Below are 15,545 nucleotides of genomic sequence, written 5' to 3' on the forward strand. Positions count from 1 at the left end.
CGATAAGAAAGAAAAATTAGTGGATAACAAGAAAGATACTAACTTTTACTTCTTTTATAATAAGTCGGGGTTTAACATTTACAACTCTAATTCTGAACAATATAAAGAGCTTCGATTTAATCCAGATACTAAGTACAAGTATGGTTCTCATCAAATTTGGTGGAGATTACTTGAAACAGTCAAGGATATTGAAGGAATCGATAAGTTCGATAGAGTAGGGTTCTTACTTGATCATAACTGGACAAATCCTCAGCTAAGGAATCAGATTAATTATTCGTTAGAATATTTAGAAGGTTTTAGAGAATTGGACTGGTTTGATGCTAATCTTAAAGGACATCACAGTTGGAGGAACAAAGACCAGCGAGATTTTACTAGTATGGATAATTTCTTTAAACGAACTAATCCAGAAGATGCTGATTTAGGGGACTACTACACTGATCTTAGAGTGTATTTATGGGAATCTTTAATGTGTTACCTGGAGATTTACAAAGATCTAATAGGTGCGAATTCAATTTTTAAGATTGAGAATTTATTTTATCTGATGGATGTACATGAAATCAATAAGTCGATGCCAGAAGTATTTAGTAGTATAAAGAATATGATTAATGAATTATTTGAAATTGAAACTGAAGAAGACGAATTGCCTTTTTAGCATATTCGAGAAGTCAATGAACTTCAGCTAACAAAACATTCCTGTATCGTCGCTGACGCTTCTTGGTCACCAAGGTGGATTCCCGAGAAGTAGATTCAGGCGACACATCCAACCGGCTAAGTCTGACGACCCGTTCCCTTCAGTCACTTAAGCCGCTTGAACGTCAGGAATGCCAAACGTTATCGGAAAGATAAGGCAAAGAGCAACACTTTCTAAGCGGATTTTGAAAGAATTATAATAAAAGAATATGCCATATAATATCTGTAAAATGCAGCTAAACTGGAATTTGTGGGGGATTAAAATAGAAGAATTAAAACCAAACGAAAAAGAGAAAGAAGTATTATCATTATTTTATAATAGATTCTATGATTTATATGAAGAAGTTGTAAATGATGATTTTATTAATAAGGATGCTAAAATAAGATTTTATAAACTAAGAGAATCATTTTCGATATATAAAGAATTATTGAGTTATGAGCCAATTAAAGAATATATTAATTGGATGAAAAAAGGTGGACGACCTCATTTTGAAGGGATAATTGCGGATGATTTGTTTAGTTTTATAAGAAATTTATTATTACATTTTCCTATTTTTGATACATGGGATGAAGTTTATATAAATAAAAACTTAGCCACGTGGAGTAAAGTGGGACAAATAGATAAATTTCTAACTAAAGGTATTGAAGGGAAAGTTGATGGTAAAGGCACGGTGAAATATAGAATATGGGAAGAAAAAAAGAAAAAAATGACATACTTTTGTATTAATTTTCCTGAGAAATATGATAATACAAATATTTACTTAAAGGATATAATATCTGAAGAAGTTGGAATGAAATTTTGTATGGCATTAATGAGAGCGATATTAGATACTCAGGTAGAGGATTCAGAAGTACCAGATATAAAAATAATGTCTCAAGTATATTTACCAATAAAAACAAATATTTAAAACTGCATAAATCCTAATTTATTAGTGAGATTATGAGTGCAATAGGTATTTTGAAAAATGATAATTCAAGCTCGTATTATCCATGTTATGAAAATAGATTATAGGTATGTAGATAGGTGAACTGCCAGGGGAGAAATCGTTGGTTTGAGGATTCTATCCGCTACTCAGGATTATCTCAATGGTACAAATATCATCAAAACCTTAGGGATATTAGCTATAAAGAAGGCAAGAAAATAATTGGAATATGTATCCAGTATGAACTTATCTCACAACTTTCGAAAGATGATTTCGATGCGCTTGTAACTGCCGCCGACATTTTATGTGGTCCAGGTAACTATAACCTTCGAAAGAGATGGTGAGTGGAACTTAAAACAATCCCATGGCTATTATAGCCATGGGATTGTTTATGTGAGGTTGTTGCATCTAACTGCTCTGTTTCTCTAGATTTTTCTGCTCCAACTGGCTAAAACTCAAATACAAGTCCCCAATCTGCTTCAGAACTTCTTCATTCTCCGGCTGGAAATGCACCGCCCATTCCATATACTTAATGGCTTTACTTAATTCCCCTGACTCCGAGCAAACCTCAGACATGAACTGACTAAGCATAAAAAGTTTTTCTTCCCATTTATTACGCAAGCCCAATATCCAATCATCGGACAATGTTCTAAATGAGTTCTTATGAAGTTGCTCAAACAATTGCGTACAACCCGTTCCAAACGTGGACAGGTGGAATTGGTTCCCGAAGAAGAGCGGATTAAAGTCATGGGAACACATGAAAAGCTGAAAACGCCGGAAGAACATGAAGCAATTATGGAGCGGCTGCTTAAGAATCGCATTCTGAACCCCAATTCAAGGCGTAACATTTTTCCTTTGTCGGGCTTGCTGTATTGTGAGAAATGCGGTTCACGGATGAGATTTAGAGTAGGTGAGAATAAGAAGCAAGGACAGCACTGGAGTGCATTGTGCTATCACCAGTATAAAGATGGCAGCAAATGTGAGCAGCGTGGAAAGGTAATGGATGTTGACTTTTTCAATGCTCTGTATGATCGGATTATCCATGTAGACCCAAACATTCTGCGGGAGAATGAGTTGCATGGGAGTCGTTACAATGATACACAGGTCATTATCGAGGTCAAAGAGCAGGAGTTGAAGAAGCAGAAGCGGGCGCTGGACAAGCTGTATGAATCGTATGAAGAGGATATGCTTACGAAGCAAGTGTTTTTGGAGCGTAAAGCTATCCGGTCAAGGCAGATACAGAAGTTGGAGGAAGAGTTGAAGGATTTGCGGAAGGTTGTAGTAGATGAAGGGAATTATCCGACTGTGGAGCAGATATATGAGCGGATAGGGCAGTTTAGAGAGTTATGGAGCGTCGCGGTAACAAGTGAAGAGAAGAATCGGGCGTTGAAGAAACTGGTGGAGCGGATTGTGTATGATAGGGAAGGGAATCGGGTGGAGTTGACGGTTTGTTATAGGTGAAAGTTTCATTTGGAGAACGAATAATAACCGGCTGGGACAAAGGTGCTGCAAAGTCTCGTACAAGCTGCACAGCGGCGACAATTTGCTTAACTTTTGATACGCCAATACCCTTAATATTAGAAGTTCTTGCTCAGTCACGTCAACTAAAGCTACTGGGTTGGCGTAACGATCAATCAGTTCATTAATTAAACAACTATCGACGTTTTCTCTTAGCGTACTTGCCAGCAAATGTTTATAAGTTTGTTTTTTGCAGTGATCAAATAAGCACAACCTTCCAGATCAGAATTCGGAAAATAAAAGGAGCAGAAGCTACTTGCTTCTACTCCTAGTGGTACTGCTCAATTTCAAAGAAGTCAGAATCCTCGATTTTTCTACCAAGGTTTAATAAATGTGATCATCCCCTTAAGCAATTTTGAAAGCAGTAAGATGTGTGAGACAGTTCGGATCAATCTTTCAAAGCAAGTGCAAGACTATGCGGTATTCTTACGCTTCTTGCTAATAATATATAATTGAAACTGAAAGCTTCTTCGTTATACTAGAGGCTGAGTTCGCTTAGTCGGTCTAATGGAACGTTTTCGACATAATAATCATAAACGCATCTTCACTTGGGTAACTATGCTCACATGAGAATGCGTTTTGTTTTGCAATTTGCTTATTCTAAATTACCATAAATCCAAAATTAAAAATGAGTTTAAAGACCTGGTTCTAATACGCTGATCAAATATGATGATTGCTAAATAATTGATTCAAAAGTCACTCAATTGGTCCGGATTTCTCCAATATCCCTTGATAGCGGCGGAGTACTGGGGCTTAAAGAACTAGAACTAGAACATTCGTTTGGGAGGATTTAGGCGATAAAGCTCGAATTCTGTATAGATAGTGTAGATTAATAAATTAGTCTCTATCAATTGTCAGAGGAGCTTTTGGATGAAGCGAGCAATCAATGATGCGACCCTTACAAGATTAGGGGATATTTTTCAGTATTATATCGCGCTTTTAGAATGTTTCAAAATGGAAGAAGGAGATTCCATTTTGATTGAAGTTAAAGGAGATATAAGTAAGGTCTCTGTGAAAAATTCTTTCCAAATGGAAGTAAAGCATCATTTAAAACCATCATCAATTAGTGATCGCAATATTGAGATATGGAATACTATTGATAATTGGATCAAGGAATTCGATTTAATTAAAGACGTTGATAAGCTACTGCTATACACTACTTCTGGTATTCAGACTAAATCTGTTTTCAATAACTGGAGTAGTAAAAGCAACGAAGAGAAATATGAAGACTTAAAAAAAGTAGGTTCAGAAAAAAAAGCAAGGGAGAAACTATTTAGAGAACTGTATGATTGTGTTTTTCCAGATGATAACTCGTGTGAAGATAAGTTAAGAAGTATTATCGCTAAGTTTGAAATTAAAGACACTCGAAGCAGAATTACAAGTATTAACAACGATTTTAAAGAGTATCTCAGACTAATACCGAAGAGTAACAGAGAAAAATTTATTGCTTCATTGCTGGGCAATATTCTAAGCAAAGTAAAGGACGAACCTCATATTTGGGAGGTTACTTATGAATACTTTGAAGAACTGTTACAAATGACTACTCCGAACTATACAAACTCAAAAGAAACACCATTACCTACTGAGTTTGAACAACTGGAACTTCCGTTAGAAGTAGTTGATAGAAACACTGGCAAGAGATTCGTTCAAGTGATTAAAGCAATTGATTATGATAGCGAGATACCAGAAGCAATCGGTGATTATTGGAAAACCAATATGACGATTGCAAAGTATTACACGGATAACATTTTGTTTAACAGTAGCTTATCTCAGTATACATACAGGCTATCTCAGAAATTGTTAAACTGCAAAAAGCCTTTAATCATTGATAATGATGGTTCTAGCCGGGATACTCAGATTAAAAACTCGAAGAAATTTTATAGTTCTGTAATGGCATGGGATGCAACTCCATTTAGTACTGTTAATCCTAACTTCCCATTCTTTCAAAAAGGGACAATACATAATCATATAGATACCACGGCATTTACTTGGGATGTGGGGGACAAGTCGTGAGTTTTGAACATTTGAGGACATTATCATTAAATCCATTCTTGACAGCCAAAATTGTTCAAAATTTTCTTGAAGGGTATGGTACACCTGCTGACATAAAATTGGTATTCTATGTCCTTCCAATTATAATGTCGAAAGATTCCAGAGAAGTACTTGCTACTGCAAAAACAACGAGTAGAATCGAGACATTATTCGGAACTAAAAAGGAGTATGCTGATACCCAGCTAAAAATATCAAGTCGAGTAAACCTCTCTGGTTTCCTCGAAAGATTTGAACACCTGAAAGACTTGACTAAACTAACTTTAATTGTTTTATCCAGTGAAAATAAAATAAGTATTAATGACAACATAGCTCTTTTGAAAAGTAGTAATTTCAATAAATATTCTGGAAACATAAGAAGTATGTTGAAAGCTTCATTTTATTTAGGGGTAGTATTTAGAAAAACAAATTCCGAAAGTTTAGATATGTATTTAGGGGTGAGTAGTGTATGGAGGGGTACTTAAAAGCAATATTTATTTTTAATAATGAGGGACAAAAACGGTATGTGAATTTGAATCAAGGTGTAAACATAGTTACTGGGGACTCTAAAACAGGGAAAAGTGCTTTAGTTGAAATTATAGATTATTGTCTATGCAGTTCAAGATGTACAGTGCCTAAAGGGAAAATAACTGATTTTGGACATATATATGGATTGTTTCTGGTTATTAAGAAGAAATGTTTGGTTATTGCAAGGGAAACCTGGACGAATGGAGGAAAGATGTACTTTGCGGTTGAAGAAGAATCATTTGATATCAATAATTTTGAAATGAGTTATTTCAACAATCTCAATTTACTTCCTTCAAAAGATGTACAGCATCTTATTGAATATGAGCTAGGATTACAAGTATCAAATGTTGAAAGCGACGAAGAAAGTAAGAGTAAAAAAGCATCTCTACGGAATATGGTCTCTTATATGTTTCAACATCAAAACTTAATGGCCAGTAAGTTTGCTCTTTTTTATAGATTTACAGATTACTATAAGCGGCAAGATGTTATTAATCAGCTCCCTATTTTTGCTGGATTTATCGGTCAAGAATACTATTCAAAAGTAATAGAACTCAATGCTTTGAAGAAACAGTTAAGACAGCTTCAAAAAAACCAAAAACAAAATGCAGATGTTGATAAAAGACTTCGAGTGCGTTTAGTCAGCTTATTTAAAGACTATTATGCACTTGTAGGAGCACCATTTGAGGATAACAAGTCAATTAATGAATTAATTGATTTATCAAGAGCGTTACCTGACCTAGACTTGTCGGAATTTTCATCCAAAGATATTATAGATCGTTACAATTTACTCAATCAAGAGCTAGAGACTTTAAGGAAAAGAGAAGTTGAATTAAGTGTTAAAATCACCGAATTGAAGAATACTGATCAGATTGGAACAAATTATATTGACGTGCTGAATGAACTAAAAGATAACACCCAGATTTCTTCACCAGAAAAAGATCAATACCATTGTCCATTATGTGGTGAACCTAGCACAGAAATAGAGAAATATAAGAATGATTTGTTTGAAGCAAGTAGTTGGCTAGATAGCGAAATTCAATTTACTTATGATTATAGTAGGAACTTTTGGGAAGAGATTAGAAAACTTGACGATGAAAAAGATAAAATAATCTCAGATATTAAGCGCATCTATGGTCAGGTTAAACAAATTGAAAGAACATACTTAAAGTCAGACACTCTTGGTCAAATTAAAGATAAGGCAAGTTATGCAAAAGGTAATATTATGCTCTACATTCAAACCATCAAAGAGGGTATTTTTAATAATGTAGATGATGAAGTTAAAGAATTAAAGGTGCGGATTGACTTATTAGATGAAGAAATTGGTAGCTTTAATGTGAGTGAAAAAATAGGGGCGGCTCGAAAAGCAATAAATATAAACATGAATTTATTAGCTAAAACATTGGATTTTGAAGATGAGTTTAGGCCAATAAACTTGAAATTTGATATTAATAATTTCGATTTATATCACCAGATTGATAGATATGGAAAAGAGGAAAAGATTTTTTTAAGCGAAATGGGAAGTGGGGCTAACTGGGTTTCATGTCATCTTGCCTTGTTTCTTAGCTTGCTGCGTTATTTCACTGAACAAAAGGACAAATCCCCGATGCCATTAATACAGTTCTTCGATCAACCAAGTCAGGTTTATTTTCCACAAAGTATGAGGGAAGTACCTGATGCTGATGAAGAGGGAAATATTAACGTTCAAAAACAAACTGATATTATGGCTGTTAATGGGATGTATAAGACAATATTTGATGAAGTAGCAGGCATACATAAAAAGACGGGTATTCTACCTCAAATTATTATAGTCGATCATGTGGATGGAAAAGAGCTTGAAGTAAGAGATGAGTTTGCACAATTCACAAGAAGAGATTGGAGAGAGGGCAGGGCGTTAATATAGCTCAGATTTTTGATCTGACTAAGATTCAATAGATCAACGATATCGGTTCATAAATAGCCTTTCTAAATTAAATATGAAAGGTGTATTATCATCCGCGCAGTTTTCTTAATATATTGAGATAATTATTCTAGTGAGGTGAAGGTATGGTTGATTTTCGGAAAAAAACTCTAAAAAAACATGTTCAGAAAGTTATCGATCCAAATGAGTTATACGATACATTAGATTTAGCTAGTGATATTGGTCCTATTAGACCTGTACAGGAATCAATATTAAAAATGTGGTTTGAAAAACATAGACATGACAAGGATGTAATTTTAAAATTGCATACTGGTCAGGGGAAAACGCTAATTGGTCTGTTGCTACTTCAATCTAGATTAAACCAAGAAACAGGTCCAGCAGTATATCTTTGTCCAGATAATTATCTTGTACAACAAACGTGTGATCAAGCCGAGAGATTCGGAATTACGTATTGTACAGCAGCTAAAACCGACTTACCTGATGAATTTATTGAAGGGAAAAGTATTTTAATCACTACTGTGAGTAAGTTATTCAATGGTGAATCGAAGTTTAAATTAGGACCCAAATCATTGCCTGTCTCAACTGTACTCATGGATGATGCCCATGCATGTATAGGATACATTAAAAACTCGTATACAATTACTTTGAAAAATACCAGTCCAGTTTATGATGAGATATTAACATTGTTTGGTCCAGAACTTGAAAAGCAGGCTGTTGGTACCTATGCTGATATAAAAAATAAAGACTTTGATTCTTTTTTAGCGGTACCATATTGGGATTGGCAGGACAAGCATGTTGATGTAGCTCAAATATTATCTAAGAGCAGAGCATTAAAAGAAATTAAATTCGCGTGGCCAATTATTAAAGATATTATTAGGGATTGTAGGTGTATCATCTCTGGTGAAAGTCTTGAGATAACTCCGTATGCGCCCCCGTTAGAGTTTTTCGGTTCTTACTTTAACGCTTCGCATCGTGTTTTCATGTCTGCAACCATTAGTGATGATTCATTTTTCATTAAGGGGCTAAGCGTAAGTGCAAAAACTGTGCAAAATCCCTTAATTATTGAAAATGAGAAATGGTCAGGCGAAAAGATGGTTTTAATACCATCGCTAATTGATGAATCTCTAACAAGAACAGAAATTGTTAATCTCTTTGCACAAAAAGGACAAAAAGCTAATTTTGGAATTGTTGCATTGAGTCCGAGGTCCGAGTACTGCGAAGATTGGAAAAAATACGGAAGTGTAATTGCTAAAAAAGAAAATATAATATCAGAAATTGAAAGGTTGAAAAATAAGGACTATAGTTCAACATTAGTTATCGTTAACAGATATGATGGTATTGATCTTCCTGATAATGCTTGTCGTATTTTAGTATTCGATTCAAAGCCTTTTACTGAGTTTCTAGATGATCGATATACTGAAGAATGCAGAAGCAACAGTGAAGTTACTTCAATAAAAGTTGCACAAATAATTGAACAAGGTTTGGGTAGGGGAGTAAGAGGTGAGAAAGATTATTGCGCAATAATTGTTACCGGAACCGAACTTGTTAAATTAATTAGAAGTAAAGAAACAAGAAAGTTTTTTTCTCAGCAAACAAGAACACAAGTGGAAATCGGAATGAAAATTGGTGAATATGCACAGGAAGATATAAAAGAAGGAGTAACAGCAAAACAAGCACTGATTAATTTAATAAATCAGTTGCTTAAACGTGATGATGGCTGGAAAGACTTTTATAAAGAAAGCATGGATGAAATGGAAGAGCAGGTCTCTGAAAAGAAAATTCTTAACATTTTCGAAGCTGAGCAAAAGGCAGAAGTTAAGTACCGACAAGGATATTACTCTGAAGCTGCATCGATTATACAAAGTTTGATTGATACTAACATCAAGTCGGAAGATGAGAAAGGTTGGTATCTACAGGAAATGGCTCGTTATATATACCCCGCGTCTAAGAGTGAATCTAATAAATATCAAATTAGCGCACACAAAAAGAACGAGTATTTGTTTAAACCAAGAGAAGGAATGGTAATTTCTAAAATATCCGCTATTACTTTGAAGCGTATTACAAATATAATTGATTGGTTAAAATCCCATGACAATTTTGAAGGATTAAAATTAAATATTGAAGGAATTGTTTCTCAACTCAGATTTGGTGTTGATTCTGATAAGTTTGAGAAGGCACTTGATGATTTAGCGAAGGCATTAGGTTTCGTAAGCCAAAGACCTGATAAACTTTGGAATGAAGGTCCGGATAATTTGTGGAAAGTTAAGGATGACCAATATTTGCTTATCGAATGTAAAAATAAAGTTTTAAGTACGAGAAAAGAAATTGTGAAGGATGAATCAGGACAAATGAATAATGCTTGTGCCTGGTTTTCTACAAACTATGGTGATGCTAAAGTCAAGAGAATCATGATAATCCCTACAAAAAAAATAAGCCGTGCAGCTGGTTTTAATTTAGAAGTAGATATTATGAGAGAAGGGAATTTGAAAAAACTCAATTCAAATGTATTAAAGTTCTTTGATGAATTTAAAGAAATCGATTTGAAGGATATTCCTGAAAAGAAGGTTCAGGAATTGCTAATGTTACACAATCTAGATGTAGAGGACTTTCTTAATTCGTATACAGAAGTTCCGAGCTACTAAAGTATAGTAGAGTAAAAGAAAGAAATTCGTTGATTGCTTCTCCTATAATGTCTTTCTACAAAGATGGTCAAATATCTAGTCATACGTATTTTGTTATTAAACTCCGATGCCAGAAGACAACTTCATAATGGTACCACGAATCCATTGATATGATTGGGTTTCTGCCTGCTACAAGTTCGTTGCAGATAGTCATTTCTGATCTTGACAGGCTAGGAGTCAGCGACGTACCATATATTTTAGATTACTACATTGGTCACATTTTTGGTCACACTTTTTTTATTTCTGGAATGCCCACGTAGGTATCAACGAGAACTCAATTAGGAGAAGTCTTATAAATTAGTGGGTTTTCGTTCGTTTTACAGGCGTTCCAGAAGCCCATCTCTCCACTGGCAGTGATGAGGTCAGAGATTAGTCCAGTAGACTGATTTCCTTGGTCGGAAGAAGCTTTTGAAATTGCCAAGCGCGACAATAAGCCGGTATTTTTATCTATTGGATATAGCTATTTATTGACCCACACGAACCTCTCATTGATGAGATGTTCGCGTGAATCATTAATCCCTATAGCTTGCATACGCACCAAACATGAATAGATGAACAAAAAAGATGATGTCCCTGTGCCTAACACAGAGATATCATCTTTTTTGATGTGTAAATACAGCAATCATCTATGAGGCAAGTCTGATTCACAAAAGGATTTATATCATGATGCCATCACTTACAATGGCAGCTATAGTATTCCTTTGAGCGCGATAATAAACTGGTATACAAAGTACCCCGAGAAACCTATCAAAATAAATCCAGCAATGATGGATACCCATTTGATCATGGTCGGACTCATTACTTTTCTAGTTAGCGCTACCATCGCAAGTAAGCCCACATCATGCACGAGTATACCAGCTAAAATGCCGGCGCCAACGATTAAAAATTTGGTCGGTTGGGTCATATCATATGAATCAGAAAGTACAGCACCAAACACCGAAACCCAAAACACAAGATTACCTGGTGACAAAGCTACGAGTAAACCGTTACGATATGAGCTGAAAAAGGATTGGCTTGGTTTCTCGCCAGCTAACGTAATATCTTGAGCGGAATGTTTTATGGAATCATAGCCTAAATAGGCCAGGAAACATGCACCAATCAGCCACATTGGAATTTGAATGTAAGAGATAGCAAGTACAGAAGCCAATCCCATATACAATGCAATAATTAATAGAAGATCGACTGTCATACCACCTAATCCTACAGCCCAACCATGCATAAAGCCCTTTTTCAAACCTTGTTTTGTCATCTCAACGGTCATTGCCCCTACGGGCATGGCAATGGCAAGACCTGCTAGTAGATATGTGAAAAATATATCCAAGACACCACTTCTTTCTAAGTTGATAAGCTCATATGTCTATTAATATACACAATTAAGTATTAAAATTCAATAACTGGTTGATTATTATCCCAATGCATCTCTAGCGATTCAGCAGCTATTAATAGCTTTAGTCCAAGATCGTAACGACATTATGAAATGCGAAGTGCTGAAACCTGCCTAAATACGTGGTCTCAAATAAAGGGTATAGAAATAAAGAAGCTAAGATCGTGTGATCTCAGCTTCTTTGATTGTTCATGTGCTGCTATGTAAGTCTCGTATTATGGAATAGATAAGTTAGGGAAGGCTGAGAGTCGTTTCACCATTATCTAAAATCGATTGCATTCATCTTCTCTAGTTCTTTTTGGAGTTTCTTTTGGTAGGTCACTCGTTCTTTACTCCATATGCTAAGTTGTAAGACGAGGTAAAGTGCAAATGGTGCCATATTCGAGTATGTGAAAGATAAATCGTACCTATTAAACATGATGACAGTGCTTACCACGACGATGGCTGGAATGATCCCTCCCCAAGCCCATGAGCTTCTTCTTGATAAATAGATCTGAAGTAACAATCCTCCGATCAGAACGATCCACATGATGATCTTAAACCACATGATGTTATTCCTCCTGTTTTTCTTTCTTGTAATAGTCGATGATTTGTTTGGCTGTATCTAAATCAAGTTTAGAATCAATAGCGAGCTTACTAATAAAAATAGTAAAGGGCTCGCTTTCCTGCTTGTCACTGATCTCGATTTTTTGAATTAATTTATCCAGTCGTAATCGAACGGTGGGGTAAGAGACATCATAAATTTTAGCAATCTCTTTAAGTGATCCTGAATGAACGATGAAATTTTTAATAAACGAAATGTCTTCGATTTCCAGCGATGTGATCCATTGTGGAATTTTATCCCTATCCATTTTTATAGCCTCCTTACAGCAAGCTGTTTAATAATATTTATTATATACTAAACAAAGTTAAAGTAAAAAGTTAAAAATATTTAAATAATATCAATAACAAAGTTTAATTTATGTTTTGAATAAGTGATGTTCATCCTGGATAACGAGTGAGACGGGGAAGAATAGACAGCATAAAAGAAATGACGAATGTGGTTGGGAGAAGAATGGCTTCTTTTTAGGAAGCAAAGAGGTGTAAGGGGAATGTGCAGATTTCCGTTTGCGACACGGACATCATATATATTCATAAATAGAAATTTATAGTAGACTTGATAAATGATCTATTGTCAGAACATGTACGCTTTTATGTACGTTAATTCTAAAATAAAGTACAGATGAATAAATAAATGCGCCTATCAACATTTTAACTAAACATGTTATCGATTCAAAAGTAATTTCCTATTAATCAAAGGAGAAATAATAGCATATGGATCTATTCGTTGTTGGAGATGTGCATGGCTGCCTGCATACGTTTAAAGAGCTTCTAGATCAACATTGGAAGCCTGATGAGGAGCGTCTTATTCAATTAGGTGATCTAATCGATCGTGGGAACGATACACCGGGAACACTCCTTTTTGCTAAACAGTTGAAGCAGCGCCACGGTGCGAACGTTGTTTTTCTCAAAGGCAATCATGAATACGAGTTTGAACAGCATATAGTGAATGGTCCAAACGAATACTGGCTGCCGCAATGTGGCTATGACACGTTGAATCAGCTTCGAGCTGCTGAAATGGAACTGCAGGAGGTATCCGATTGGATTGGTGAGCTCCCACTACTCTGGGAAAACGAACATGTATTAATAAGCCATGCGGGGATTGCTGAGAAGGCAGAGTTCCCCTTGGATGAAGCAAATGAAATCGGTGTACTTTGGAATCGTACTCCGTTAAGGAATGTGGGCAAGCTACAAATTATCGGTCACACCCCGTGCAAGTCCGGCTATCCCGAATATGAAAAAGCGTCTCACTCGTGGAATGTTGATACCGGAGCTTACCGGAAAGTTGCTTTAAGTGCTATTCGCGTGACTTCTCGAGGGGAAGTACTTGAGATCGTTCAGTCAGCGGTTGATCCAAGAGATGTGAGTGAACAGGATTAAGAACCTGTAATGACAATGTCAACTGAAATAAGGTTCAAAGTCGACACAAAGTATCGAATCCCCTTATATTGCATCTCTCATAATAGAGTAGTACTTCACCAGGGTAATCAGAATCAGAGATTCATTATCCCGTAGGAGCGTACATCTACTTTTTCAAATGGGCAGAATAAAACAGAGCCACCGATTGAGTACCGGTACGCTCTATTTTATTCCGAATTGTCGGAAAACCTTAAATTGAACAAAGCTTGGGTATGTTGCTGTGGGCCAGACATAAATACATGTTCCGTTGTTTCAACAAATCAAAAGAAGCCCATAGTAGTATAGGATGTGTCGGAAAGTGAATTGACAATATAGTCCATATTGTATACAATTAATTCGAAAGTTATCGAAATGTAATATTAATATCGGATTTTTAAAACAGAAAAAGTAGGAGGTTTAATGTAAATGAGAATATTGATTTATGGCGCTGGGGTTTTGGGAAGTTATCTTGCCCATGTGTTGGTCCGGGGAGACAATGACGTGACTATGCTGGCGAGAGGGCGACGGGTCGATGAGCTGCAGAAGGATGGACTTGTGATTCGTCATTACTTTCAACTCCATACTACAGTCGATAAGGTGAGTGTGATACGTGAGCTGAGGCCTGAGGATGAATATGACCTTATTTTTGTAGTGATGAAATACTCGGATTTCCAGACGGTACTGCCAGTGCTTGCCGCAAATAACAGCAGGCATGTGGTGATCACGGGTAATAATGCAAGTCCCGCTGAGATGCTGGATTATTTACAGGAAAATAGTCTTGTGGAGAAAAAGGTTGCGTTCGCTTTTCAGAACAGCGGTGGATGGCGGGAAGAGGGGAGAATGATCTGTGTTCGTGGTCCGAAGGTGTACATGTCCATCGGTGGTCTAGGCGAAGAGCTGGTCTGGCGATCGGTGATCGACCAAGCTTTTGTGAATACCAACTATAAACTGACTTATTATGAGGATATGGAGGTATGGTTAAAGAGTCATATGATGCTGATTTTGCCTATGAATTTCATTTCTCCTGCCAGTAACGGTAATCTGCGCCAAGCCGCAGGGAACAAGAAGCTGCTGAATCAGGTCATTGATGCTATAGATGAGGGCCATCAGGTATTGGAAGCACTTGGGTATACGGTTACGCCTGCAAGTCAGCCTAAGTTGGTCCGTGAGAAGCGGAAAATGTTCTATATAGGGCTGAAACTAGTCATAGCAGCCCCTTTCGGAAAAATATTGCTCAGTGATAGGGCAGTGTCTGCAGACGAGATGAATGCGTTACATCATGTCTTTCATGAGTTGAAGCAGCGTGCGAACATTCCGACCCCGAACTGGGATCAGCTTGCAAATCATGGCCCGTCCGTATTCAAATTGACATGAACTCCAGCGTAAGCTAAAATTATTTGATAATTATCGAATAATGACATTGTTTGATTGGGGTTGCTCACTAGTGGATACCAAAAAAATGGCGAAAATCTTTAAAGCTCTTTCGAATGAAAACCGGTTGGAATTATATCTAAAAATCGCGGAGTCCCACGAAGCCAGCTTTGAAGCGGGCGGCGGATTGTGTGTTGCAGATATCATCTCCTGTCTGAATATTGGAGCTCCTACGGTTTCCCATCATATCAAAGAATTGGTGAATGCAGAACTCGTGACCACTGAGAAAAAAGGAAAGTTCTTGATCTGCCGCGTTAATAAACAACTGGTTACGGAGATTACTGAAATGCTAGCTTTACGGTAGATGATTAACATTCATTGATTATATGGCTGAATAATATTTCGATAATTTATAAAGTGTGGAATTGTTGTGAAGCTGTTTCCTAAGATAAGCTTTTCGTTGAACTTCAACAGGAATTTAACATCTACTGATCTCCAATTATAAA

General features: G+C 36.3%; 14 protein-coding genes and 1 pseudogene. 11 read left to right on the plus strand and 4 right to left on the minus strand.

The genetic code is table 11. The features are described 5' to 3' along the window. Positions 1–19: 19 nt before the first annotated feature. Positions 20–652, plus strand: a complete 633-nt coding sequence (locus tag MH117_RS04130) for a hypothetical protein (protein WP_239327367.1) — start codon at positions 20–22, stop codon at positions 650–652. Between the two features lie 268 nt (positions 653–920). Then, on the plus strand, positions 921–1,598 hold the full coding sequence (locus MH117_RS04135) for a hypothetical protein (RefSeq protein ID WP_239327368.1): 678 nt from the start codon (positions 921–923) through the stop codon (positions 1,596–1,598). Positions 1,599–2,021: 423 nt separating this feature from the next. Here the strand turns inward: MH117_RS04135 and MH117_RS04140 are convergent, their stop codons facing one another. Then, positions 2,022–2,234 (minus strand): hypothetical protein, encoded by a 213-nt coding sequence (locus MH117_RS04140; RefSeq protein WP_239327369.1) that lies wholly within the window; start codon positions 2,232–2,234, stop codon positions 2,022–2,024. 42 nt (positions 2,235–2,276) lie between these two features. Here MH117_RS04140 and MH117_RS04145 point away from each other — a divergent pair, with 42 nt between their 5' ends. From MH117_RS04145 to MH117_RS04170, 6 genes and pseudogenes are all read left to right on the plus strand, one after another. Then, a complete protein-coding gene (locus tag MH117_RS04145) occupies positions 2,277–3,074 on the plus strand; it encodes a recombinase zinc ribbon domain-containing protein (RefSeq protein WP_239327370.1) in 798 nt (265 codons plus the stop codon). Between the two features lie 927 nt (positions 3,075–4,001). Beyond that, entirely contained in the window at positions 4,002–5,144 is a 1,143-nt protein-coding gene (locus MH117_RS04150; RefSeq protein WP_239327371.1) for a hypothetical protein, read from the plus strand. Continuing rightward, positions 5,141–5,644: a three component ABC system middle component gene (locus MH117_RS04155; RefSeq protein WP_239327372.1), complete on the plus strand. Its 504-nt coding sequence runs from the start codon at positions 5,141–5,143 to the stop codon at positions 5,642–5,644. The genes MH117_RS04150 and MH117_RS04155 overlap by 4 nt, the downstream gene beginning before the upstream one ends. Further along, complete coding sequence (locus MH117_RS04160; protein WP_239327373.1) at positions 5,629–7,587, plus strand: DUF3732 domain-containing protein; 1,959 nt, start codon at positions 5,629–5,631, stop codon at positions 7,585–7,587. Before MH117_RS04155 ends, MH117_RS04160 begins: the two co-directional genes overlap by 16 nt. 143 nt (positions 7,588–7,730) lie before the next feature. Further along, positions 7,731–10,247: a DEAD/DEAH box helicase family protein gene (locus MH117_RS04165; protein ID WP_239327374.1), complete on the plus strand. Its 2,517-nt coding sequence runs from the start codon at positions 7,731–7,733 to the stop codon at positions 10,245–10,247. Between the two features lie 437 nt (positions 10,248–10,684). Beyond that, positions 10,685–10,837 (plus strand): annotated as a pseudogene (locus MH117_RS04170) (hypothetical protein); the annotation flags it as partial. A 137-nt stretch (positions 10,838–10,974) separates the two neighbouring features. Here MH117_RS04170 and MH117_RS04175 read toward each other — a convergent pair. The 3 genes from MH117_RS04175 to MH117_RS04185 all read right to left on the minus strand — a co-directional run bounded on the left by MH117_RS04175 (position 10,975) and on the right by MH117_RS04185 (position 12,521). Continuing rightward, entirely contained in the window at positions 10,975–11,607 is a 633-nt protein-coding gene (locus tag MH117_RS04175; RefSeq protein ID WP_239327375.1) for a LysE family translocator, read from the minus strand. Between the two features lie 322 nt (positions 11,608–11,929). Further along, entirely contained in the window at positions 11,930–12,217 is a 288-nt protein-coding gene (locus tag MH117_RS04180) for a hypothetical protein (protein ID WP_239327376.1), read from the minus strand. Between the two features lie 4 nt (positions 12,218–12,221). Continuing rightward, the gene (locus tag MH117_RS04185) at positions 12,222–12,521 is read right to left on the minus strand and encodes a DUF2089 family protein (protein ID WP_239327377.1); all 300 of its coding nucleotides are present in this window, start codon (positions 12,519–12,521) and stop codon (positions 12,222–12,224) included. A gap of 463 nt (positions 12,522–12,984) precedes the next feature. Between MH117_RS04185 and MH117_RS04190 the strand changes: the two genes are divergently transcribed. From MH117_RS04190 to MH117_RS04200, 3 genes are all read left to right on the plus strand, one after another. After that, the gene (locus MH117_RS04190; protein WP_239327378.1) at positions 12,985–13,650 is read left to right on the plus strand and encodes a metallophosphoesterase family protein; all 666 of its coding nucleotides are present in this window, start codon (positions 12,985–12,987) and stop codon (positions 13,648–13,650) included. Positions 13,651–14,094: 444 nt separating this feature from the next. After that, a complete protein-coding gene (locus MH117_RS04195; RefSeq protein ID WP_239327379.1) occupies positions 14,095–15,042 on the plus strand; it encodes a ketopantoate reductase family protein in 948 nt (315 codons plus the stop codon). A gap of 40 nt (positions 15,043–15,082) precedes the next feature. After that, a complete protein-coding gene (locus MH117_RS04200; RefSeq protein ID WP_239327380.1) occupies positions 15,083–15,403 on the plus strand; it encodes an ArsR/SmtB family transcription factor in 321 nt (106 codons plus the stop codon). The last annotated feature ends 142 nt before the right edge of the window (positions 15,404–15,545 follow it).

Source organism: Paenibacillus sp. ACRRX (assembly GCF_022346885.1).
In the GTDB taxonomy this organism is placed as follows: domain Bacteria; phylum Bacillota; class Bacilli; order Paenibacillales; family Paenibacillaceae; genus Paenibacillus_B.

Excerpts from the sequence above, each read along its gene's own strand:
- MH117_RS04135 (WP_239327368.1), top strand. The coding sequence starts at position 921 with ATGCAGCTAAACTGGAATTTGTGGGGGATTAAAATAGAAGAATTAAAA.
- MH117_RS04145 (WP_239327370.1), top strand. The coding sequence starts at position 2,277 with ATGAAGTTGCTCAAACAATTGCGTACAACCCGTTCCAAACGTGGACAG.
- MH117_RS04150 (WP_239327371.1), top strand. The coding sequence starts at position 4,002 with ATGAAGCGAGCAATCAATGATGCGACCCTTACAAGATTAGGGGATATT.
- MH117_RS04160 (WP_239327373.1), top strand. The coding sequence starts at position 5,629 with ATGGAGGGGTACTTAAAAGCAATATTTATTTTTAATAATGAGGGACAA.
- MH117_RS04165 (WP_239327374.1), top strand. The coding sequence starts at position 7,731 with ATGGTTGATTTTCGGAAAAAAACTCTAAAAAAACATGTTCAGAAAGTT.
- MH117_RS04180 (WP_239327376.1), bottom strand. The coding sequence starts at position 12,217 with ATGTGGTTTAAGATCATCATGTGGATCGTTCTGATCGGAGGATTGTTA.
- MH117_RS04185 (WP_239327377.1), bottom strand. The coding sequence starts at position 12,521 with ATGGATAGGGATAAAATTCCACAATGGATCACATCGCTGGAAATCGAA.
- MH117_RS04190 (WP_239327378.1), top strand. The coding sequence starts at position 12,985 with ATGGATCTATTCGTTGTTGGAGATGTGCATGGCTGCCTGCATACGTTT.
- MH117_RS04195 (WP_239327379.1), top strand. The coding sequence starts at position 14,095 with ATGAGAATATTGATTTATGGCGCTGGGGTTTTGGGAAGTTATCTTGCC.
- MH117_RS04200 (WP_239327380.1), top strand. The coding sequence starts at position 15,083 with ATGACATTGTTTGATTGGGGTTGCTCACTAGTGGATACCAAAAAAATG.